The following is a 21568-nucleotide window of genomic DNA, read 5'->3' as shown; positions in this document are numbered from 1 at the left end:
GACACCCTTAGTATAGTTTGTAATAATTATACTAAGGGTGTCTAGTATTTTGTAAGCTTGACCTAATAAAAAGCAAATTAAGTTTACATATATCTTTTACTGACTTATTTTCAATGTTAGAAAATGTCTAAAAAATACTTATTAGTTTAATAATATAAGGTGCTATAATCGGAAGAAATATTGCAGGTAATAAGTTTGCAACTTTAATTTTAGTTACGCCTAAAATATTAAGTCCTAATCCAACAATAATTAAGCTTCCACAGGCAGTCATATTTGAAATTACAGCCGAGGAGAGTACGGGACTTAAAAAAGAGGCACATAAAGTAATAATTCCTTGATATAAAAGTACAGAAATCCCTGACAACATTACCCCAATGCCCAACGTTGAGGAAAAAATAATAGCAGAAATTCCATCTAAAATTGACTTTGAAAATAAAATATCATGTTTTCCTTGAAGCCCGCTCTCAAGAGAACCAACTATGGCCATAGCACCCACACAGTATAATAAACTTGCACTAACGAAGCCTTCTGATATTTTACTATCACTATTTTTAAATTTGCTTTGTAACCAATCTCCAAGTTTTTTTAACAAATTATCAAGGTCTGCAAATTCTCCTATTACTGCGCCAATGCTCATGCAAATGATTACAACAAGCATATTTTCAACCTTGAAAGCACCAGATATTCCTATGTACAGTATACACAATGCTATACCCTGCATTACGGTGTTGCTGACTTTTTCAGGAATACCACCTTTTAGGAATAACCCCACTAATGCGCCACCTACTATGGCTAAAAAATTAACTATGGTGCCAAGCACAATACCACCCCATTTTCATTATTATTTAAAACATCCATAACTATTTTACAATATAGGATGTATAAGTCAATAAATTATATTATAAATAAAATTTACTGTTAATTTGAAGCATTATATAATAATACATAAGTTTACACCGCTCTGCAAATATATAGGATAATTTGGTAAATCATTATTACACTTTTACTAGCACAAAAGCGTTACAGTTTATCATAGTATAATATTACAATTAATTATTTTGAGGGTATGTATGAGTTATGCTGGTAAATTAAAAGTTATAGTTTACGACGGGGATGGATTTAACCCTTATGTAGGTGCAAAAGTTACACTCACTCCTGAAGAGTTTCAATATAATTATTATGGTACAAAAGAAGTGTTTACAGGTGAAAGTGGTGAAACTGAAGTTCTAGAGGTTCCCACCCCACCTACAGCCTTATCTCAATCACCAAGCTATAATTCAGGTCTTGTACCTTATAGCTCCTGGTCATTAAAAATTGAGGCTCCACAAAGAACACCAATATCTATTAAAGGAGTCCAGGTTTTTCCGGAAATAACATCAATTCAAAAGGTAAATCTACAAAAGGACGTAACTACAATAGCAATGTTTAGAACCATAAAAAATGTTAATGATACATCAAAGGTAAGTTCTAGCAATATTGAAATTGGTCCCCATGTGTTATATGGAAATTATACTAAGAAACCTTTAGAAGAGGAAGAAAAAGAAATGCCAAAATCAAAAAGTATGTTTAGAGTACTTCCGGAAGTTATTATACCAGATAAGATAGTTGTACACGTAGGTACTCCAGACTCTGCTGGACCTAATTATGAAGTAAATTTCAAAGAGTATATTAAAAATGTAGCAAGTAGCGAAATTTATCCAACTTGGTCTGAAAATACTATTAGAGCCAACATACATTGTATAGTATCCTTTACTTTAAATAGGATTTTTACAGAATGGTATAGAGCCAAGGGTAAAAACTTTGACATAACAAATTCTACTGCTTACGATCACTACTTTGTATATGGAAGAAACATTTTTGAGAATATAGGTAATATAGTAGACGAGATATTTGCACAGTACATTAAAAGGCAAGGTGCTATTCAGCCTCTTTTAGCTCAATATTGTGATGGTATAAGGTCTAGGTGTCCAGGACATTTGACACAATGGGGAAGTAAGTATCTTGGAGATGAAGGAAAAACTCCTTATGAAATTTTAACTCACTTTTATGGTAATAACATAGTTTTTGATTTATCTAAAATCATGAGAGGAGTTCCAAAATCTTATCCTGGGAATACTTTAGTAGTTGGCTCAAGAGGAAAAGATGTTACTACAGTTCAAAAATATATAAATAGAATTTCAAAAAACTTTCCAGCTATTAAAAAGTTATCTACTGATGGAATATACGGAAATAATACAAGGCAATCAGTCCAGATGTTTCAAAAAATATTTGGTCTAAATCAGGATGGCAATGTGGATTATAAAACCTGGTATAAACTTTCAGATGTATATGTAGCTGTAACAAAAATGGCAGAGGCTTCAGGAGAAGGAGAAAGGGAATCTGAATTGCAACCTTCATATCCGGGTAATATTTTGAATATTGGATCTAAAGGTAATGATGTTAAATTAATTCAGGACTATTTGAATGTTATTCGAACTAAGTATCCATCAATTATTTATCTACTTCCTGATGGTATCTATGGTTATAATAGTAGTTCAGCAGTAGCAGAGTTTCAAAAGAATATTGGGATTCCTATTACAGGAAAAGTTGATGAAGTTACTTGGAATTCTATAGTAAATAGTTATAATAGTATAAAATCTGGCTCTAATTAAAAAAAACTTATATTTTCTTAGTTAGTTTTTTATAATTATTTCATTCAAGGTATGAGCCTGTTTATTAAACCTATAAGCTTATAGGTTTAATAACAATAGCTTAGAATATTAACTATATTTGAGATGATTGTTTGCATAAAAAGTAGATTAAAGGAAGTATACAACAAGTAATACTATTTTATTATTTAGCTTATATACATGTAAATACATATTTTTTACGAAAAATTAAAACACTTAATATAAATTGTAGTAAATTTAACAAGAAAAATGTCGAAAAATATATTGACATTTCAATTAATTGTAATTAAAATTAAATTAATTTAATATCGGTGGATGAAAATTATTGGAGATATCTATTAAGGTAAGTGCTATAAAGCAATAGGTTAAAGTTGATAAAAGTATTTAGTTTCTCAAAGTTAACCATATTGAATTAAGCTCTAAACAATTAGCTTCTAGCTAATTTTAATATACCTTGGATAACCGTAGAAGAAAAAAGTAGGTAAAGCTAATTAATTACTTTGAAGCTTTCAGGTCACATACAATAGTTTGACACCCCCCTGGAGAGTTCACTTAAATGTGGCATCAACGGAGCAACTTTATTTTAAAGGAATCTTTCAGATAAAAGGACAGGGAGTAAGATAGCATTATTTTTTATGCTATTTTACTCGTTGTCCTTTTCTATGTTTAAAAATCTTAAACATTAAGCAAAATACCTTTGAGGACTGGATAATGATTAATAATAAGGAGGTCTTTTTTATGGAAGTTAGAAAAGAAAAGGTAAGTGGAGAAAATAATAACTCCTCAAATGCTTTAAAAAAGCAAATAGGGTTATTTGAAGCAATAACTATGGTTGTTGGAATTGTAATAGGTTCAGGTATATTTTTCAAGGCTTCTGCCGTATTTGGAAATGCAGGTAGTGCTACTATGGGCATAATGGCTTGGGTAGTTGGAGGTATTATTACCATTGCCTCTGCTCTTACTATAGCTGAAATAGCAACTGCTATACCTAAAACAGGAGGAGTTTTCATTTACTTGAAAGAACTATACAGTGAGAAATGGGCATTTCTATTTGGATGGGTACAAAGCTTTGTATACGTTCCTGGAGCTGTTGCTGCTTTAGCAATTGTATTTGCAACTCAAGCAACTTATTTTGTTCCAATGAGCGGAACTCAACAAAAGATTTTAGCAATTATAATGATTTTATTTATAATGGTTCTAAACATTATTTCAACAAAAATAGGAAGTAAAGTTCAATTAGTTTCAACTATAGCTAAATTAATACCTATAGCTATAATTATCATTTTTGGCTTAACAAAAGGTACAGTAAATAGCTTTTCAGCAACTGCAATTGAAGGAAGCTCTGTAGGTCTTGCAGGTTTCGGAGCAGCTATACTAGGTACATTATGGGCCTATGATGGATGGATTGCCGTAGGGAATATGGCTGGTGAATTGAAGAAACCAGAAAAGGATCTTCCAAAATCTATAATAATTGGACTTCTAGTTATTATAGCAGTTTATGTTCTTATTAACCTTGCAATTATTAAAGTTATGCCAGTTGGAGAAGTAGTTAAATCATCAAAGGCAGCTACAGATGCTTCAGTGATACTATTTGGAAAGAATGGAGCTAGCTTAATTGCAGCCGGTATCATGATATCCATATTTGGGGCACTAAATGGCTACCTAATGACAGGAGTTAGAATACCTTTTGCAATGGCTCAAGATGGGGTTTTTCCTTTCGCAAAATTTTTTGGTAAAGTAAATGAAAAGTTTGAAACACCATTAAATGCTTTCATTATTGAAGTAGCAATATCTTCTTTATACGTTTTAAGCGGATCCTTTGAATTACTTACTAATCTTGTAATGTTTGTACTTTGGATATTCTTTACTATGGCAGTTGCAGGAGTATTTATACTAAGAAATAAGTTTAAGCATCTTTCAGCACCCTTTAAAGTACCTTTATATCCAATTACACCACTCATTGGAATTGCAGGTGGAATCTATATATTAATTAGTACTTTAATAACAAATACCATGTTTGCACTGGTTGGTCTTTTAATAACTTTAGTAGGCTTACCTGTATACTACTTTATTACTAAAAAGAAATAAGGAGTATTAATATGAGATATGTTATAGTATCAGTGATAAAAGGCGCACCAGGGGAATTTAACAATAAATTAAGAAAAGAAGTTTTTAAGGAATTTGGAGCAAAATCATCAAAGTTACCAGCTCATTTTACTATTAAGGCTCCTTTCGAACATGAAGGTGAGTTAAGCCAGTTAGAAAAAGCTTTAGAGAACTTTTCTGAAAAGGAAAAAAGAGAACCTTTAGAAATCAAAGGCTTTGACCATTTTGATAATAGAGTCATTTTTATGAGAGTAAATATGTCTAAGGCGGCTAAAGCTGTTCATGATAGACTCATTGATGAGCTGAGTAAGATAAACTATATAAATTTTGATAAAAAAGATGGAAAAGATAAAGTTTTTCACATTACAGTGAGCTCTAAAAGAATTCAATCAATATTTAAAGAGTTATGGGAGTATGTAAATAAACTTTCTTGTGACTTTAATAGCGAGTTTGATAATATATCAATATATAAGTGGTCAAATGATACTTGGGTATTGCACAAGGAATATCATTTAAAATAGCTTAAGCAATATTGTTTGTGTCTAGAAAAATATTGTATAAATTAAAAAGGGTGATAATTACAATAATTATCACCCTTTTTCAGGTTTAATATTAGAGATTCACCGTAGTATTAATACATTTCATTGATAATTTATGTTAAAATTAAGTGTGCAGTTTAATCTTGCATAAATTTCTAATGACTACATAAGTATCAGTTGATTAAAGGAGATAATTATGGATTACAATAAGTTTAATATAGAAGAAAAATATGATAGTTATAAGAATATAAGTAATGAAGAAGCTGAAAATATAATTAATAAGCTTACTGAAAATGAGGAACTTCAAAGTAACTATGACACTATTATTTTAAAGGGAAAAATGTACCTTAAACTCCATAAGCTAGATGCAGCTATCGAATGTTTAAGAAAATCTCTTCAATCAAAAGAAAGTGATGAGGCTTATGATCTATTATCTTTTGCATACTATGAAGTTGGAGATTTTAAAAATGCTTTGTACTATGTGAATCTATCTATTGATTTATCTAAGGATGAATTTCTATACAACCATAAAGCAAAAATTTTGGAAAGACTAAAGAATCATGAAGAGGCTTTTAATACTTACTATGAGGGATTAAAGTTTCTAATATATAATAACAAGAGTTATGGTGATTTGGAGATATTTGGTGAAAATCTATTAAGAGTTGGAAAGCTATTAAAAGAAAAACTTCAAAAGAAAATTATAAAGTTTATAGCAGAAAAAAAATGTGAAGAATTATGTAATTCCTATAATAAACTTCTGGATATTATTATAAAAGAAGAGGAAAATGACCAATACCATAGTTCAAATTTTGAAATTAACATTAACTATTTAGATTTACTGGAACTTGGCAAACAAGTATTGCTGGATTGCGGATATTTTATTCAAGTTATTGACATTTATAAAGTCTTATATAAAATAGAGAGAATCTCTGAATACGAAGAATTAACATATATTAACAAGGGTTATATTGATAATAAAATTAAGGAACTAGTTGATGAAGTTGTTAGTAGAACATCATTACAAGAAAATGATGAACTTTTACTACAGGTTTTGAATCAAGTTATAAATATAAATAATAAGGATTACTATAACTATTTATTCCATAAGGGCTACATCTTAATAAAGATAGCAAAGTATAATGAGGGTTTAACCGTTTTAAGGAGCATTATTGATGATAATAAAGCTAAAACTTCAATAAAAGTTGAGGCTTACCAGTGTATTCTAAATGGCCTAGAGAATCTTGGTCATAAGGAGATGGAAATTTATAAAACCTATAAAAAAGAGTTTTCCAGTTTTCTTCAGTATAAAGTAGAAGAAGTGTTACAGGAAGAAACACTATCTCTAGATGATAAGTGTAATATAATCCTTGAACAATGTGACAGAGCATTAAATATGAATTTAGACAGGGAGTACTGGCTATTAAGAACTGAACAGGTCTGTTTAATATTTGGAGAAGAATATGAAGAAATTTCTCAAAACCAAACAATCTACAATATAATAGAAAATTATAATAAAGCAGTTAAAATATATGATAAGCTAATAGGCTTTAATGATGGCTGTGCACATGGATATTATAGGAAAGGTAGAGCTATAGTTCTTGTGCTAAGAATCTTAAATAGTTCAGACTCCACAACTAAAGAAGCAAGGATGGTTCATGAGCTTGACTGTTATACTTATTCTGAAGTTATTTATAATTTAAATAAGGCTATTAGCTTAAATAACACTAATCCTAAATACTTTAACTTACTTTCAAGAACTCACTTTGAAATTGGAGAATATGATAAAGCACTTACCTATATTGATAACGCATTAGCTTTAGATGATGAAGAATTCTATATTAATTTAAATAAGATATTTATCTTAATAAGGAGCCATAAATATACTGAAGCTATTGATGCTTTGTTAAAGCTATCCTATAAAAACCCTAAAATGGGTAAAGTGCGAAAGACTTTTTTACCAAAGAAAGATATATTAAATTTTCTTATGGGAATGTTCAATCTTTATTCAAGACAAGATAAAATTTATTACCTTATGGCATTTTATTTCTATACAGTTAGCGATTTTAACTATAAAAAGGCGATAATCTTTATTAATAATGCCATTGAAATTGGGGATGATGAAAGATTCTTTTTATTAAAAGCTAAAATACATTATAAAAACAGAGAATATGATGAGGCTATAAAAGCTTGCGATGAGGCATTAAATATTGATGATCATTATGATGAAGCTTATGCTTTAAAGGAAGAAGTTACAAGATGTAAAATTTAGTAAAAGTACAAGAACTTCTCCCTTAAATTCAACCACTTTGCATAGGGACAAAATTTTTAGTACATCTATAAGTTTAATTCATTTTAACTTATAGATGTATTTTTTATTTTATATAGCAAAATAAAGTCTAGGATGAACGGTAATTGAGACAATACAAAAAAAGTTTTCATGATATAAAAATACAATTTCATTCAATTTAATTCTAAATAAAATATTAAATTGTTTTAAGGTTTTTAAACCAAAATATTCCATATTTAAAATAAAGGTTCATATAAAATTGAAGCAATAGGTGTTATAGATAGTTAACTAATATTGATATTTTTTTATCTATATGAAGGAATATCAGTTAACCAATATAAGGTTTTAACTTTAAAACAAACTACTGTTTTATATTTTGAAGCTTGTGTTTTAATTCTAACAAAAGAATGTTACCTAATAGGACACTGATATTACAAAATTATAATTACAAGTCTAAAGAAAAAAGAATTCTGTTATAGTGCAGATTTTGTTATTATAATACAGTATTGCATTAATCTTGTTGTTAATATAACAACTAATGAAAGTTAAAAATATTAAATTGCAAGAAAATAATTATAAAATTCTTTAATTGTTGGTATACAAGGATGTAGAAAGTAGCATATAATATTATATGAATAAACATAATTTGTAAATTGCAATATTGAAAATAAATATATAGGGGTGGAATAATGAAAACTATTAGTGCAATGAAATGTGACGCTAAGGATTTATTAGAGTGTTTACAGTACGAAGAAGCCTTAAAAATTTACAATATTATTTATGACAAAGAAACGGATGAATTTACTAGAGATGATTATATTAACTATATTATATGCTTAAGAATGTGCAATAAAAATGAAAGGGCACTAAGTATATGCAAAGACTTTTATATGCATAGAGAATTATATGAAAATGATAAAACCTTTAATCATCATAACCAACTTTTTGCTGCTATACTTTATGATTGCTATATAGCAAATTTTGAAAGTTGGGCAATTAAAGATGAGGATAGATTCTTTAATGCCGTTGACACTATTTTAAGTCTAGTAAGTCAAGAGGAAAGCTATTCTTATGAAAGTGCTGTATTTAGGGCTTTAGAGTATTTATCCAAAAAAGTTATAAGAGATGTAAAGAAGATGTATAATTATTTAAACAAAGTTAATCCAGAAAAATTAAGTGAGATCACACCAACTTACCTAGATCAAAAGGGGAGAGTAATTGAAGTTGGTGGAAGTAAAGAAAAGTGGAATATGTATTATTCTATAATCAGTGGAGATATATAAAGTGTCTATTAATGCAATTAGTGTATAAATCTTATTCTTTAGGTTTAAATATATAGAATTATGATTACAAAATAATTAAAAAGCTCAAAGTTTAATCCTATAAAATACTTCTTAGACCTTTACTTTATGTGAGGACTAAGAAGTGTTTTTTGTTTAAATTAATAACTTTTCTCATGTAAATAACTTAGCATAGCTATTTAACATTTAAATTTATATAATCATTATTACATAAACTCAGTACAATAACATGAACCCTATATAAAATTTATGTGTAGCTATTGTTAAAACCAAATATATTTGGTAAAATGAGTGAGTCGATTTGCTAAATTTACCCACTGTGGGATAATTTTAGTCCCATATAGTGGTGTTAAATATCATAAGCTTTATAGGATATTAAATATATCCTATAGATTTATGTATGAGTATTTTGGTAAGAGGAAGGAGACTAATTATGATTTATTCACATGAAGTTCAACAAATGGTATGTGTTGCAAAAGGACCTAACCATGGAGCAGCACCAATACCACAAGAAGGAAAATGGGTACAAGCTAAAGAAGTTAAAGATATCTCAGGATTAACCCATGGAGTAGGTTGGTGTGCACCACAACAAGGAGCTTGCAAACTAACTTTAAATGTAAAAGATGGAATTATTGAAGAAGCATTAGTTGAAACATTAGGATGTTCTGGTATGACTCACTCAGCTGCTATGGCGTCTGAAATATTACCAGGAAAAACAATACTTGAAGCACTTAACACAGACTTAGTTTGTGATGCTATAAATACTGCAATGAGAGAATTATTCTTACAAATAGTTTATGGAAGAACTCAAACTGCTTTCTCAGAAGGTGGACTACCTATTGGAGCTTCCTTAGAAGACTTAGGTAAAGGATTAAGAAGCCAAGTTGGAACAATGTTTGGAACTAAGGATAAGGGAACTAGATACTTAGAAATGGCTGAGGGTTATGTTAATAAAGTAGCTCTTGATGAAGATGATCAAGTAATTGGATATGAATTCATTCACCTTGGAAAAATGATGGATATGATTAAAAAGGGAATGGATGCAAATGAAGCAATGAAAAAAGCAACTGGAAGTTACGGAAGATTTTCTGAAGCACATAAAGTAATAGATCCAAGACACGAATAGGAAATGGAGGAAGCTAAACATGGCATTATTTGAAAGTTTTGAAAGAAGAATAAATCAAATTCTACCAGTACTTAATCAGTATGGAATAGAATCTTTAGAAGAGGCAAAAGCAATTTGTGATGAAAAAGGCATAGATGTTTATAATATAGTAAAAGAAATTCAACCTATTGCATTTGAAAATGCTTGCTGGGCATACATAGTTGGCGCTGCAATAGCTATTAAAAAAGGATGTACAAGCGCTGCTGAAGCTGCTGAAGTTTTAGGAGAAGGAATACAAGCATTCTGCATTCCAGGTTCTGTTGCAGATGATAGAAAAGTTGGAATAGGACATGGAAGACTTGCAGCAATGCTTCTTAAGGAAGAAACTAAATGCTTTGCATTCTTAGCAGGACACGAATCTTTTGCAGCTGCAGAAGGTGCTATAGGTCTTGCAAAATCAGCTAACAAAGTAAGAAAAGAGCCTTTAAGAGTAATATTAAACGGTCTTGGAAAAGATGCTGCAATGATTATCTCAAGAATTAATGGTTTCACATATGTACAAACTAAATTTGATTATTACACTGGAAACTTAGAAATAGTTAAAGAAACTGCTTATTCAAAAGGCGAAAGAGCAAAAGTAAGATGCTTTGGTGCTGATGATGTTAGAGAAGGGGTTGCTATAATGCATCATGAAGGCGTTGATGTATCCATAACTGGAAACTCAACTAACCCAACAAGATTCCAACATCCAGTAGCAGGAACGTACAAAAAAGAATGTATTGAAATGGGTAAAAAATACTTCTCTGTAGCATCTGGTGGTGGTACTGGAAGAACACTTCACCCAGATAACATGGCAGCAGGTCCTGCTTCTTATGGTATGACTGATACAATGGGAAGAATGCACTCTGATGCACAATTTGCAGGTTCATCTTCTGTACCAGCTCACGTAGAAATGATGGGACTTATTGGAATGGGTAACAACCCAATGGTAGGAGCATCCGTTGCTGTAGCTGTTGCAATTGAAGAAGCAATGAGATAACCGAAAATAGCTAAAAACCTCTGAAAATCAGAGGTTTTTCCTTTTTAAAACTCTATAAAAACATATAAGAATTTACCGATAATACATAAGTAATACACGCGTAATACACAGAGGTAATACACAAATTTAAGAAAAAAATTATTGAATTTTTTCAATTTCTTCTTTTAGCTGCTCTACTGTTCTATGGGTATAAACCTTCTCAGTTATATCTTGAATTGAATGACCTACAATTAACTTGATAATATATTCATCCATCCTATTTTCTTTAGCTAAACTTATAAAAGTATGTCTAGTATCATGAGGTTTATGGTTCATTTTGAGTCTTTCCATAACTTTTTTAAATCTTGCTCTATATTTATCATAAGTCATAGAAAGCCCTTGTTGGCCTGTAAAGTCATTAAATAAATGTTCATTATTTTCATCATAATAATTTTTAACCAATGGAAGTATTTTAGAGTGTATAGGAACTATTCTATTTTTCCCTGCATCAGTTTTTAAACCCCCAAGCATAGTCCTATTCTTTAGATCTATATCATTGGTTTTTAAGATAGCAAGTTCTTGAGGTCTCCATCCAGAGTAAATTCCTATTAAAATCATACTTACAAAAGGAAAATCTATATTATCCCAAAGTATTTTAATCTCTTCATTGGTAAATGGTATTCTTTCAATCTGGGGTTTACCTTTTTTTACAGAATTGCACAGAGCAGCATAATCCTTATCGCAAATTTCATGCTTTAGAGCATACTTATATATTAAATTAAACATAGATTTCATTCTTGCTTTCGTAGTGTCACCTACATCAGCATTTTTTATTGTTTCTTCAAGGTTAGCAACTTTTATATCCTTAAATCTCATATTATATAGTGGCTTAGAATAATTATAAGCTGATTTCCAAGTTCTCACTGCAGAAGGAACTATGTTCTGAAAATGCTCTTCGCTCCATTTCTCATAAACTCCAGCAAACGTAATAGTATTAGTTTTTAAGTCGTATGGATCTTCATTGTATTTTGCTAGAGCTTGCAATGCTAGTTGTCGAGTTTTGAAATAGCCTATAGTTTCATATAATTGTTTTCCATTTTCGTCCCACCCAGAAGTTTTTCTAGCTCTCCAAGGATTTCTCCTGTTACCACTTAGCTTATGAACTGAACCAAACCCATTTGGATTTTTCATATTTATCACCCTCTATTTTGTAATGTTCTAAAATGGTAATCTTAATTTACTGTACTGAATTGCTTCATATTCGCAGGCTTCAATATCCTTTTCAGTTAGTAAATCCTCTAAGTGTTTTATCTCATGTAAAACATCTTCTCTCTGTTTCTCAAAAGTATGGCATGAATTTAATACAATAAGTTTATGGTCGTTTTTCTCCATTATGAAGCTATTAACATTACCATCAAACTGTTCTAATATAATTCTAATTATTCCAGCTAGTAATGATTTAGAAATTAACTTAGAGTAGGTGAAAGTTATGACAGAAGGATGGATAAAACTTCATAGGAGCATAAGAAAGAATTGGATTTGGGAAGATGCTCAAATGTTAAAATGGTGGTTAGATATCCTTCTCCAGGCTAACCATCAAGATAAAAAGATTCTGCTAGGAAATAGCCTTTTAACTATAGAAAGAGGGAGTTTTCACACCTCTGAGGTTAAATTATCTGAACGTTGGAAAGTTGAGCGAAAAACAGTAAGAAGGTTCCTAGAATTATTACAAAAAGATAACATGATTTTAATAGAAAAATCAAAAAGGGGACAATCATCAAAATAAGTAATTACAACGACTTTCAAGAATTTCCCACCGATGAAAATGACAATCGAAGGGACAACAAAGTCTCAACCAAGGGGACACAAACAATAATGATAAATAAAGGAAATAAGGGGAAGAAGTACCACCTCAATCTCCATATCTTACATCCAACCCTACAAGAATAGAAAGTATTATTTTAATCAGCGGGGAGAGATAGCATATCAAACTTGGTTTAGTTGTTGTGATATAGAAACTAATGAAAAACAGGTTAAGTTAAAATCACCTAATAAATTTACTAAGGATGCAATAGAAAATAAACATATGGACCTACTAAAAGTTTTAACCGGAAAAGAAATAATTGAGGAGGGATAGATTATGTTAACAGCTTTAATAATTGCAAACATAGCTCTAACAATTGGAGCAATGTATATGGTTAAAGAAACAAAGATGAATAAAAAAATTGAGGATTTAGGCTTTAATATAGCCCTAATTCAAAACACTGGTATTGAGATAAGTAATAACATTACTAGCAGTGAGAAAGAGATTATTGAGGAATTTAACACAGTTAATAAGAAAGCTATTGATTATCCATCACAACTGGTATTTTTGAAAAGTAAATAGTACGGAGTTTGATAATTAAGCGACATAACTATAAAAATCGATAATACGAATAATGTCCTTTGAAAACGGATTAATACGGTATTAAAAATAAAAGTTAGCGGAAGCATATTGGAAATTAATGCAATATAATGGTTAGTATGATACACTTTTCTTATGAGTTAATTCATAGTTGTAATTTAATGCGAAATAAAGATACTTTTGATAATGAATTAATAGAAATTGGCGTAGATGCAAAGGAGTCATTAAGTGGGAAAAGTAAAAATTAAAAGTAAACATAAGGTCTTTAAATTTCTTGGGGTAATATTTGGAATTATTTCGTTAATTATTTTAGGAATTTATTTGTGGATATATTTTTATCCGCAAGGAGCTATTGGATTAGTTCAAAAAGCTGTGTATTCAGATGGCAATATTAATTCTTATGAACCTAGAACTATTGCTAAAGAAGTAATAAAAGAAAATGGGGTTTACTATGTTACAGAAATAGAATACTCCGAAGAATATCCAAACAGTTATTTAGATATAACATATGGTTCTGAAGATAGAAATATTGATAGACCGACTGTTATTTACTTTCATGGTGGAGGATATTTCGGAGGTTCAAAAACCTTGGAAGACCCTTTAGCTGCGCCAGGTGATATGGCAGGATTATATGAATATATAGCATTGGAAGGATTTAATTTTGTTAACATTGATTATGCGTTAGTACCAGAGTATCATTTTCCTGTACCACTAATTCAAATGAACCAAGCAATTAATTTTTTATATGAACATGCTACTGAGTATAATTTAAATATGGATAATGTTATTATTGCAGGTTCATCAGCAGGTGCAATTTTAACAAGTCAGTATGGAGCACTTATATCTAATGAAGAATATCAAGAATCATTAAATATATATCCTAATATTCCAAGAGAAAATATAAAAGGGCTTATAATTGATGATGCTCCAATAGTTACCGAAAAATTTGATTTATATACTTCAACCATTATTAAAAATTATTTAAATATCAAGAACATCAAGAAAAAAAGTAAAATAACAAGTCTATACAATCCTATTTCACATATAAATGCTAATTATCCAAATTCTTTTCTTACAGCAGGTAATGAAATGGGATATCCAGATGATATGGAAATTATGTCAGAGAAGTTAAGGGAAAATAATGTCTATAATGAATTTTATTTTAAAGATAAAAGTTATGAAACTTTATCACATGGATTTTTGTCAGAATGGAAAACAAAAAAGTATTCTAAAGAATGTTTAGATAAAATTATATATTTTATAAACAAATGTACAAAATAATAAACTCTAACTTATTGAGTAGTTTGATGAACAATTTTCTTAATATTATGAAGTAATAATAAAAAACGAATATTTTACTAAAATACCATATTATTCAGAAATGATATGCTCCCCTTTACAGCGACAGATTTTTATTTTTTAATCTGTCTACTTGACAGGGGGCAGTTCAAAATGGATTTTACGGTATTTTTACGTCGCAATTGGTAATTTTTTATTCACAAATTTAAATATACCTTTTAAAACAATGGGGTTCAAGTTTAGCATAGTTAGAATATAAAAAATAAAGGGCTTTTCCAAAGTTTCTTAACATAAGCTTTGACACTACGATAATAGTGGGGAGGTTGTATATGAAATACAATAGTTTTAAAGAATTAGAGAATGAATACTCTGTACCTTTTTCTCAAGGAAAGTATATGGAAGCTTTAACTTTATTAAAAAATGGAATGAAAAGTCTTCCAGAAGAAGAGTTCGAAAAATATTTATTTAATATTATACTAGATAAAGCTCAACTTAATAGCAAATCAAAATTATATGATGAGTGTCTAAAAGATTTAACATACTTAGTCGACAGAGGTTATGTATGTCCTTTATATTGGAGTAGATTCTCTGATCCATTTACTAAAAGTAAGGACTACATAAAATTAAGAGAGAAAAATGATCTTCAAAGAAGTCGTCAACAAGAAAATTTAAGTCTAGAATGGGAGGTTTTATTGCCTCAAAACTATACTAAAGGAAAAAGGTACCCTTTATTTATAAATTTACATGGTGATGGAGATAATATAGCATATCACAAAGAGTTTTGGAAAGCTGAAGAGCTATTAAATAAAGGCTTCATTGTTGTTTATATTCAATCAAGTCAATTAATCAGCCACAATGGTTATTCATGGACAAAAACAGTTTTTTATAGTCCTGATCAGAAAAATTGGCCAGATTCAGAACAGATACGTCCAATATCACAAAGTAGTTACGAAATTAGTGAATGTTATGATTCAGCATATGATGAGATTAAGAGATGTTATGATGCTATAAGCAATGAGTATTCAATTAATGAGAATGGTATCATAATTGGGGGGTTCTCAGGCGGAGCTAAAGCAGCTATAGATATTGCAATGACTAATACTGTTCCAGTAAAGGGATTTATTGCTCTATGCTCATCCAAACCAAATTCATTTACAAAAGACAATATTGAAGAGCTGTTACATCGAGGTGTAAAAGGTGTGTTTATGGAAGGCGAGAAGGATGTGCCGGTGCCAAAAGTGGATGAGATGATGAAAGGCTTTAAGGATATTGGCATTCCGTACCAATATTACATTAATGATGGAATAGGTCATTGTTACCCCGATGACTTAAATGATAAATTAGTACAAGCTGTAGATTTTATATTAAAGTAAAGTTATATTATGAACTAAGTTAATATATTACATATGAGAAATGTTGAGTTTTAGCACTTTTATGGAAGAATTTGCACCTCTGGGGTGCTTGTGAGACATGGCGAATACCATGTTCTTCACTTGCTAATGCAAATAGCAAGAAGAAATCATTTCCAGCTTATACCAAAGATCTGGTCAAAAGCAAATAATTGTAACTTCAATAAGCATTCAGAGATAATTTTATTTTAGACAAGAGGTTACCAAAACACTATTTTTCTTTGTTTATTATTATTCTTGTACCCAGTTGCTATTGAAGAGTCAATGAGATAACGGAAAATAACCATCCAACAACAATAAACTCAGGTCACAGTTAATAAACTTGTGTAAAAGATAATAAAGGTATGTTAAAGGCTGAGCAGCCAGTGAAGGTTTAACCCCTAACTAACTGCTCAGCTTTTTATATAAATTGCATTACACCTCAGAATAGGGCCATAAAAAATAGAATCTAATCTAATTTTTATATAGAAAACTAAATAGCCTACCTGACTCAATCCTCATAAAACAACACTATAGAAGAGTATAGAAAAAAATAGTAAGTTTACGTTTTACTTTACTGGAAAACTATATTATGATACCATAAAAGTAAAATAATGTATTTCATAACATTATATATTGGAGTGGTATTATGGTTTATGATTATGATGAAATCTACAAGATATATGACCATGTTAGAGAATCAGATTTTGAAATAGTGAAATTTATGATTGATAAGGCTGGTATAACAGAAGAAAGTAATATATCTTTTTTAAATTACTCTATAAAGTCATGGAGGGATAAAGGTGGATGTGCATTTTGAGATTATTACTCCTGATAATTGGCGGACTTTTAATAAGTTAAAAGTTAAAGAAAAACAAAAAGAATTTGTTGCTTCAAATATAACAATTCTTGCAAAAGCATATGCTTTTAGAGACTCCAGTAGCCAAGTTTATGCTATCTACAATGAGGACATACCTATTGGGCTGTTAATGGAACGTGAATATGTAAAGGATAATAAATTATTTTGCGTATTAGATCAATTTATGATTACCGAAAAGTATCAAAGAATGGGTTATGGCAAAGCAGCTATGAAACTATGGATAGATTTGATAAAGAGAAAAAATAGGTACACTTCCATTGTTCTTTGTTATATTGAAGGGGATGAGGCAGCTAAAAATCTGTATCTTAATATAGGTTTTTATCATACTGGTGAAGTGGATGAGGATGAAATAATTATGAAATACAACTTAGAGAATAACTAATAAATTTCTTAGAAATATATTAATCTTACACATGGTGAAGAAAATCTTGTCAGAATTAATAGCTTGCCAATGGGAAATTATAGAAGAGATTAAGCATAAATTAAATTTGTTGAGGTGGGGGATTAAATGATTTACTATAAGAATAATGAAATTATAATAAGGGATGTTATAAACAGTGATGTGATAACTTTATTTTCTTGGTCAATTGACCAAGAAATAAATAAGCATGATCCAAAACCATTGCCTAAGGATACTAAATCATTAATGAAAGAATGTGAAAATTACTGTAGAAGATTCGAGGATGAAATAATCAATAGTCCTATAGAGAAGCGCAAATATAAGTACTTCATAATTGAAGATGCAGCAGGGCGTTCTATTGGTTTCGTTAACTTTTTCAGCATAGATAAAGAGAAAAAGCAAGGGGAGATGGGAGTTTTAATTGGAGATAAAAGATACTGGCAAAAGGGAATAGGTTATGCTTCAGTTAAGGCTGTAATAGATTATATATTTAATCATATGGATATTGAAAGAATTTATATAGAAACTGGTGAAAATAATATACCAGCAATTAACTTATTTAGTAAGCTTCACTTTAATAAGTGTGGGGAATATCTAGAGGATGAGGATTTTAAATTTATAGTTATGGAAAAGAAAAAGTAATTTGTTATAGTAACTTACTTAAGAAAAGGTTTTAGATAAGGCATAAATTCTAAAATCTTTTCTTTTATTTATATTTTAAAGAATAAATGTCGCATAATTTTATATTGTTAGTTTAAAAAATAATCAGGTTCTTTAAATAAAAAAGATGGTTCGGTTGATTAAGATTTACTTGTCAAGAAACTAAATAAATTGAGTTTAGTTGATTTTAAAAATAAAAGATTCAGCAAAATAAATCCAATATATTAGGGTAAAATAAAATAATAAATCAATAGAAAGGTAGGGTTTCAAATGAAAAAGTTATTGATTTTTACTTTATCCTATTTACTATGCACTGTTTTTCCTTGTAGGGAAGTAAGAGCTTTGGAAGATTATAATACTGTAATGAAAAGAGATATATTAAGTTTATTTCTTGCTTATCCGGAGCATGTAACTGGAGTGGAAAAGTCAGCTGAAGGAAATGTTTATGTAATTCTAAAGTCTGGTAAAAAAATATTATACGATGATAAAAAACAAAAAACTCATGATGAAAAGTTAAATAATCCAGATATTCAAGATATGTTGGAGCAACCTTATCCGCTAGATAGCATTGATAAGTTACCTGATGTAAATTTTGATCCAGGAAGAGGAAGGATATATAACTTGCTTTATGAAGTCTATGGTAGTAATCAAGGGACAATTGAAAGGAATTTAACTAATTGCAATGGTTGGCAATTTAACAAACAAAATGGTGCGGCAGAAGCATTAAAGGCAGTTTTAAAGGATGTAAATGAAGCTTCAAAAACCAATGGCAAAATTGGTGGGTTTGTATATCCTATAAATGGAACTTATAATTTTAGATATGTGTCAGGTACAGGGAGGTTAAGCCCTCATGCCTTTGCTATAGCCATAGACATAAAGAGTCATCCTCACGATTATTGGAAGTGGAATACTAGAAGTAATGGAGAAAAAAGAATGCAGGCATACCCAAAGGAATTAGTGAAGATTTTTGAAAACCACAATTTTGTTTGGGGAGGAAAATGGGGACATTTTGATATACTACACTTTGAATATAGACCAGAAGTGATATTAAAGGCCAGATATTTTTCTGCTCCTATTGAGGAGAGTTCACTCTGGTACTCTGGTGTTCCTGAGAATGAACAGGTTAAAGAATATATAAATTTAATTGATAATAAGTTAAACTAGTAATAAGAAGCTATTAAAATAGTTTTAAAAAGCTTTAAATTTAAGTAATTTTTAAAAAACATAGAATGTTTTATCTATAACTCTTATTTGACTTACTTTAAGCTTTCAGATATGAGCAAATTAACCTATTTTATTAAAATCTATATACTAATTTCAATATATAGGGAGGAACCGATGATTAGTTACGAAGAACAAGCATTTTATGAACTTAAAAAATGGCAGAAAAAAATGAGTAAGAAGCCGTCCTTTACAAGTAAGATTACTAAAGGGGTTCAAAAGAAATTTAACAATTTAATTCCTGAAAAAGCTCAAAATATTATTACCGAAGCTATTAAAAATATGACTAAGGCTGTGCTTACAGGCTCAGGATTTATTACTAAAGCGCCACTACTATATGCTGTTTTAGAAGAACGGGAAAAGTTAGTTGAAGAGAAGCTAAATTTTTATAGAAAAGCTGCAACAGTAAGTGGAGCTGGAACTGGTGCTGGAGGTCTTTTATTAGGACTTGCGGATTTTCCTATACTTTTGAGCATAAAAATGAAGTTTTTGTTTGATACCGCTAGTATATTTGGTTTTGATGTAAAGAACTATACTGAAAGACTATATATCTTGCATATATTTCTTCTAGCTTTTTCTAGTGATGAGAAAAGATATGAGGTATATCATAATCTATTAAATTGGCAAACTTATATAGACACACTTCCCGAAAATATAAATGATTATGATTGGAAAACCTTTCAGGTTGAGTATAGGGACTATATAGATTTGGCTAAAATGTTACAATTAGTTCCAGGGATTGGTGCAGTGGTTGGAGCTTATGCTAATTATCAACTTATGGATAAACTTGGAGAGACTGCTATAAATGCCTATAGGCTTAGAATTTTAGGAATGAAAAACTAAAATTACATTATATATAAAATACATTTCAATTTATAGTTCTCTTTTAAATTTATCTTAAATATATTTTTATTAAGAGGTTATGACACAAGAGCCATTTATTAAAAATACCACTATATATTATGAAGTATGAGTTAGGATTACTACAGACTATATAGTGGTAATTTATTTGCAGTTTATTGTGATTAATCCTAAAGTAATAGTTATAAGGAGATAAAAATGAATTTAAGAGAAAGAGCTTTGGAATTTCATAAGATTAATAAAGGCAAAATAGCACTGCATTGTAAAGTATCTGTTGAAAATAGAGAACAGATGACCTTAGCTTATACTCCAGGGGTAGCAGAACCTTGCTTAGAAATTAATAAAGATAGTGATACAATTTATGATTTTACTTCAAAAGGTAATTGGATTGCAATAGTAACAAATGGTACAGCTGTGCTTGGACTTGGGGACATTGGCCCTGGAGCTAGTTTACCAGTTATGGAAGGAAAAGCAGTTTTATTTAAGGCATTTGGGGGTATCGATGCTTTTCCAATTTGTTTAGAAACTAAAGACCCAAGTGAGATAATTAACACTGTAAAATTTCTTCAAAGTTCTTTTGGGGGAGTTAATCTAGAGGACATCAAAGCTCCAGAGTGTTTTGAAATAGAAGAGCAACTAAAGAAAGTTTGTAGCATACCAATTTTTCATGATGATCAACATGGAACCGCTGTAGTGTCTTTAGCATGTTTATTTAATTCACTGAAAATAGTTAAAAAAAATCTACAAGATATAAGGGTTGTAATAAACGGAGCTGGTGCAGCTGGTATTGCCATAGCTAAACTTTTAATAAAATTAAAAGTAAATGATGTGATTTTATGTGATACAAAAGGTGCTATTTATTCTGGAAGACAAGAAAAAATGAACAAATACAAAAGTGAAATTGCTATGATTAGTAATAAGAATAAAGAAAAAGGTAGTCTAAGAGAGGTGCTAAAAGATAAGGATGTGTTCATAGGGGTTTCAATTGGTAATTGTGTAGATAGTGATATGATAAAGTCAATGAATGAGAATGCTATCATCATGGCCATGGCAAATCCTAATCCAGAAATTGACCCTAGAGTTGCGAAAGAAGCTGGTGCTAGAGTGGTTTGTACTGGCAGGTCCGACTATCCTAATCAGGTAAATAATGTATTGGCTTTCCCAGGTATTTTTAGAGGTGCTTTAGATGTAAGAGCAACTGATATAAATGATGAAATGAAAATTGCCGCTGCTACTGCAATAGCAGAGTTAATTAGCCCTGAAGAATTAAGGGAAGATTATGTAATACCTGCGCCTTTCGATCTAAGGATTGCTCCAAAGGTAGCAGAATATGTATCAAGAGCAGCTATAGAAACTAAGGTTAATAGATTAACAATTAGCCCTGAAAAGATTAAGGAAAATACAGAAAAACTATTAACTAAGTAAAGTGC

22 protein-coding genes and 1 riboswitch are annotated in these 21568 nt (G+C 30.0%); of the genes, 19 read left to right on the top strand and 3 right to left on the bottom strand.

Features of this window, described 5'->3' with window-relative positions:
- Positions 1-127: 127 nt before the first annotated feature.
- Positions 128-820: a DUF554 domain-containing protein gene (locus tag B3040_RS08885; RefSeq protein ID WP_291572346.1), complete on the bottom strand. Its 693-nt coding sequence runs from the start codon at positions 818-820 to the stop codon at positions 128-130.
- Between the two features lie 250 nt (positions 821-1070).
- On the opposite strand from B3040_RS08885, the gene B3040_RS08880 reads away from it, so the two are divergent.
- From B3040_RS08880 to B3040_RS08850, 7 genes are all read left to right on the top strand, one after another.
- Positions 1071-2651: a peptidoglycan-binding domain-containing protein gene (locus tag B3040_RS08880; protein ID WP_291572344.1), complete on the top strand. Its 1581-nt coding sequence runs from the start codon at positions 1071-1073 to the stop codon at positions 2649-2651.
- A gap of 547 nt (positions 2652-3198) precedes the next feature.
- Positions 3199-3291, top strand: a riboswitch (glycine riboswitch).
- Positions 3292-3407: 116 nt separating this feature from the next.
- Positions 3408-4757 carry an APC family permease gene (locus B3040_RS08875; protein ID WP_291572342.1) on the top strand — a complete coding sequence of 450 codons (1350 nt, stop codon included), beginning with the start codon at positions 3408-3410 and terminating at the stop codon, positions 4755-4757.
- Between the two features lie 11 nt (positions 4758-4768).
- Positions 4769-5296, top strand: coding sequence for a 2'-5' RNA ligase family protein (locus B3040_RS08870; RefSeq protein WP_291572338.1), 528 nt, complete (start codon positions 4769-4771; stop codon positions 5294-5296).
- Positions 5297-5510: 214 nt separating this feature from the next.
- A complete protein-coding gene (locus B3040_RS08865; RefSeq protein ID WP_291572336.1) occupies positions 5511-7583 on the top strand; it encodes a tetratricopeptide repeat protein in 2073 nt (690 codons plus the stop codon).
- A gap of 707 nt (positions 7584-8290) precedes the next feature.
- Entirely contained in the window at positions 8291-8884 is a 594-nt protein-coding gene (locus B3040_RS08860) for a hypothetical protein (RefSeq protein ID WP_291572335.1), read from the top strand.
- Positions 8885-9335: 451 nt separating this feature from the next.
- Complete coding sequence (locus tag B3040_RS08855) at positions 9336-10028, top strand: iron-sulfur cluster assembly scaffold protein (protein ID WP_291572333.1); 693 nt, start codon at positions 9336-9338, stop codon at positions 10026-10028.
- Positions 10029-10047: 19 nt separating this feature from the next.
- On the top strand, positions 10048-11046 hold the full coding sequence (locus tag B3040_RS08850; protein ID WP_291572331.1) for a GGGtGRT protein: 999 nt from the start codon (positions 10048-10050) through the stop codon (positions 11044-11046).
- Positions 11047-11184: 138 nt separating this feature from the next.
- On the opposite strand, the gene B3040_RS08845 is transcribed toward B3040_RS08850, so the two are convergent.
- Complete coding sequence (locus tag B3040_RS08845; protein WP_291572329.1) at positions 11185-12216, bottom strand: tyrosine-type recombinase/integrase; 1032 nt, start codon at positions 12214-12216, stop codon at positions 11185-11187.
- Between the two features lie 27 nt (positions 12217-12243).
- On the bottom strand, positions 12244-12417 hold the full coding sequence (locus B3040_RS08840) for a hypothetical protein (RefSeq protein ID WP_291572327.1): 174 nt from the start codon (positions 12415-12417) through the stop codon (positions 12244-12246).
- Between the two features lie 97 nt (positions 12418-12514).
- Between B3040_RS08840 and B3040_RS08835 the strand changes: the two genes are divergently transcribed.
- The 12 genes from B3040_RS08835 (at position 12515) to B3040_RS08785 (ending at position 21563) form a co-directional block, all read left to right on the top strand.
- Complete coding sequence (locus B3040_RS08835) at positions 12515-12811, top strand: hypothetical protein (protein WP_291572325.1); 297 nt, start codon at positions 12515-12517, stop codon at positions 12809-12811.
- 96 nt (positions 12812-12907) lie between these two features.
- Entirely contained in the window at positions 12908-13162 is a 255-nt protein-coding gene (locus tag B3040_RS19535; protein WP_414632532.1) for a DnaA N-terminal domain-containing protein, read from the top strand.
- A gap of 3 nt (positions 13163-13165) precedes the next feature.
- Complete coding sequence (locus tag B3040_RS08830; RefSeq protein ID WP_291572322.1) at positions 13166-13411, top strand: hypothetical protein; 246 nt, start codon at positions 13166-13168, stop codon at positions 13409-13411.
- A 128-nt stretch (positions 13412-13539) separates the two neighbouring features.
- Complete coding sequence (locus tag B3040_RS08825; RefSeq protein ID WP_291572320.1) at positions 13540-13677, top strand: hypothetical protein; 138 nt, start codon at positions 13540-13542, stop codon at positions 13675-13677.
- A complete protein-coding gene (locus tag B3040_RS08820; protein ID WP_291572318.1) occupies positions 13658-14710 on the top strand; it encodes an alpha/beta hydrolase in 1053 nt (350 codons plus the stop codon). Before B3040_RS08825 ends, B3040_RS08820 begins: the two co-directional genes overlap by 20 nt.
- Before the next feature lie 347 nt (positions 14711-15057).
- Positions 15058-16101, top strand: coding sequence for a hypothetical protein (locus tag B3040_RS08815; protein WP_291572316.1), 1044 nt, complete (start codon positions 15058-15060; stop codon positions 16099-16101).
- 664 nt (positions 16102-16765) lie between these two features.
- Complete coding sequence (locus B3040_RS08810) at positions 16766-16936, top strand: hypothetical protein (RefSeq protein WP_291572314.1); 171 nt, start codon at positions 16766-16768, stop codon at positions 16934-16936.
- Positions 16920-17378 carry a GNAT family N-acetyltransferase gene (locus B3040_RS08805; protein ID WP_291572312.1) on the top strand — a complete coding sequence of 153 codons (459 nt, stop codon included), beginning with the start codon at positions 16920-16922 and terminating at the stop codon, positions 17376-17378. Before B3040_RS08810 ends, B3040_RS08805 begins: the two co-directional genes overlap by 17 nt.
- A gap of 126 nt (positions 17379-17504) precedes the next feature.
- Positions 17505-18038, top strand: a complete 534-nt coding sequence (locus B3040_RS08800; RefSeq protein WP_291572310.1) for a GNAT family N-acetyltransferase — start codon at positions 17505-17507, stop codon at positions 18036-18038.
- 288 nt (positions 18039-18326) lie between these two features.
- The gene (locus B3040_RS08795) at positions 18327-19220 is read left to right on the top strand and encodes a M15 family metallopeptidase (protein ID WP_291572308.1); all 894 of its coding nucleotides are present in this window, start codon (positions 18327-18329) and stop codon (positions 19218-19220) included.
- A 174-nt stretch (positions 19221-19394) separates the two neighbouring features.
- Positions 19395-20120 (top strand): EcsC family protein, encoded by a 726-nt coding sequence (locus B3040_RS08790; RefSeq protein ID WP_291572306.1) that lies wholly within the window; start codon positions 19395-19397, stop codon positions 20118-20120.
- A 216-nt stretch (positions 20121-20336) separates the two neighbouring features.
- The gene (locus B3040_RS08785; protein ID WP_291572304.1) at positions 20337-21563 is read left to right on the top strand and encodes an NAD(P)-dependent malic enzyme; all 1227 of its coding nucleotides are present in this window, start codon (positions 20337-20339) and stop codon (positions 21561-21563) included.
- Positions 21564-21568: the final 5 nt, after the last annotated feature.

The organism is Clostridium sp. UBA4548, assembly GCF_002387895.1.
Classification (GTDB): Bacteria; Bacillota; Clostridia; order Clostridiales; family Clostridiaceae; genus Clostridium_J.
The sequence above is the reverse complement of the archived record's forward strand: the minus strand, read 5'-3'. Positions and strand labels throughout refer to the sequence as shown.

Coding starts and splice junctions, on each gene's coding strand:
- B3040_RS08880 (WP_291572344.1), top strand. CDS start 1,071: ATGAGTTATGCTGGTAAATTAAAAGTTATAGTTTACGACGGGGATGGA.
- B3040_RS08875 (WP_291572342.1), top strand. CDS start 3,408: ATGGAAGTTAGAAAAGAAAAGGTAAGTGGAGAAAATAATAACTCCTCA.
- B3040_RS08870 (WP_291572338.1), top strand. CDS start 4,769: ATGAGATATGTTATAGTATCAGTGATAAAAGGCGCACCAGGGGAATTT.
- B3040_RS08865 (WP_291572336.1), top strand. CDS start 5,511: ATGGATTACAATAAGTTTAATATAGAAGAAAAATATGATAGTTATAAG.
- B3040_RS08860 (WP_291572335.1), top strand. CDS start 8,291: ATGAAAACTATTAGTGCAATGAAATGTGACGCTAAGGATTTATTAGAG.
- B3040_RS08855 (WP_291572333.1), top strand. CDS start 9,336: ATGATTTATTCACATGAAGTTCAACAAATGGTATGTGTTGCAAAAGGA.
- B3040_RS08850 (WP_291572331.1), top strand. CDS start 10,048: ATGGCATTATTTGAAAGTTTTGAAAGAAGAATAAATCAAATTCTACCA.
- B3040_RS08845 (WP_291572329.1), bottom strand. CDS start 12,216: ATGAAAAATCCAAATGGGTTTGGTTCAGTTCATAAGCTAAGTGGTAAC.
- B3040_RS08840 (WP_291572327.1), bottom strand. CDS start 12,417: ATGGAGAAAAACGACCATAAACTTATTGTATTAAATTCATGCCATACT.
- B3040_RS08835 (WP_291572325.1), top strand. CDS start 12,515: ATGACAGAAGGATGGATAAAACTTCATAGGAGCATAAGAAAGAATTGG.
- B3040_RS08830 (WP_291572322.1), top strand. CDS start 13,166: ATGTTAACAGCTTTAATAATTGCAAACATAGCTCTAACAATTGGAGCA.
- B3040_RS08825 (WP_291572320.1), top strand. CDS start 13,540: ATGGTTAGTATGATACACTTTTCTTATGAGTTAATTCATAGTTGTAAT.
- B3040_RS08815 (WP_291572316.1), top strand. CDS start 15,058: ATGAAATACAATAGTTTTAAAGAATTAGAGAATGAATACTCTGTACCT.
- B3040_RS08810 (WP_291572314.1), top strand. CDS start 16,766: ATGGTTTATGATTATGATGAAATCTACAAGATATATGACCATGTTAGA.
- B3040_RS08800 (WP_291572310.1), top strand. CDS start 17,505: ATGATTTACTATAAGAATAATGAAATTATAATAAGGGATGTTATAAAC.
- B3040_RS08795 (WP_291572308.1), top strand. CDS start 18,327: ATGAAAAAGTTATTGATTTTTACTTTATCCTATTTACTATGCACTGTT.
- B3040_RS08790 (WP_291572306.1), top strand. CDS start 19,395: ATGATTAGTTACGAAGAACAAGCATTTTATGAACTTAAAAAATGGCAG.
- B3040_RS08785 (WP_291572304.1), top strand. CDS start 20,337: ATGAATTTAAGAGAAAGAGCTTTGGAATTTCATAAGATTAATAAAGGC.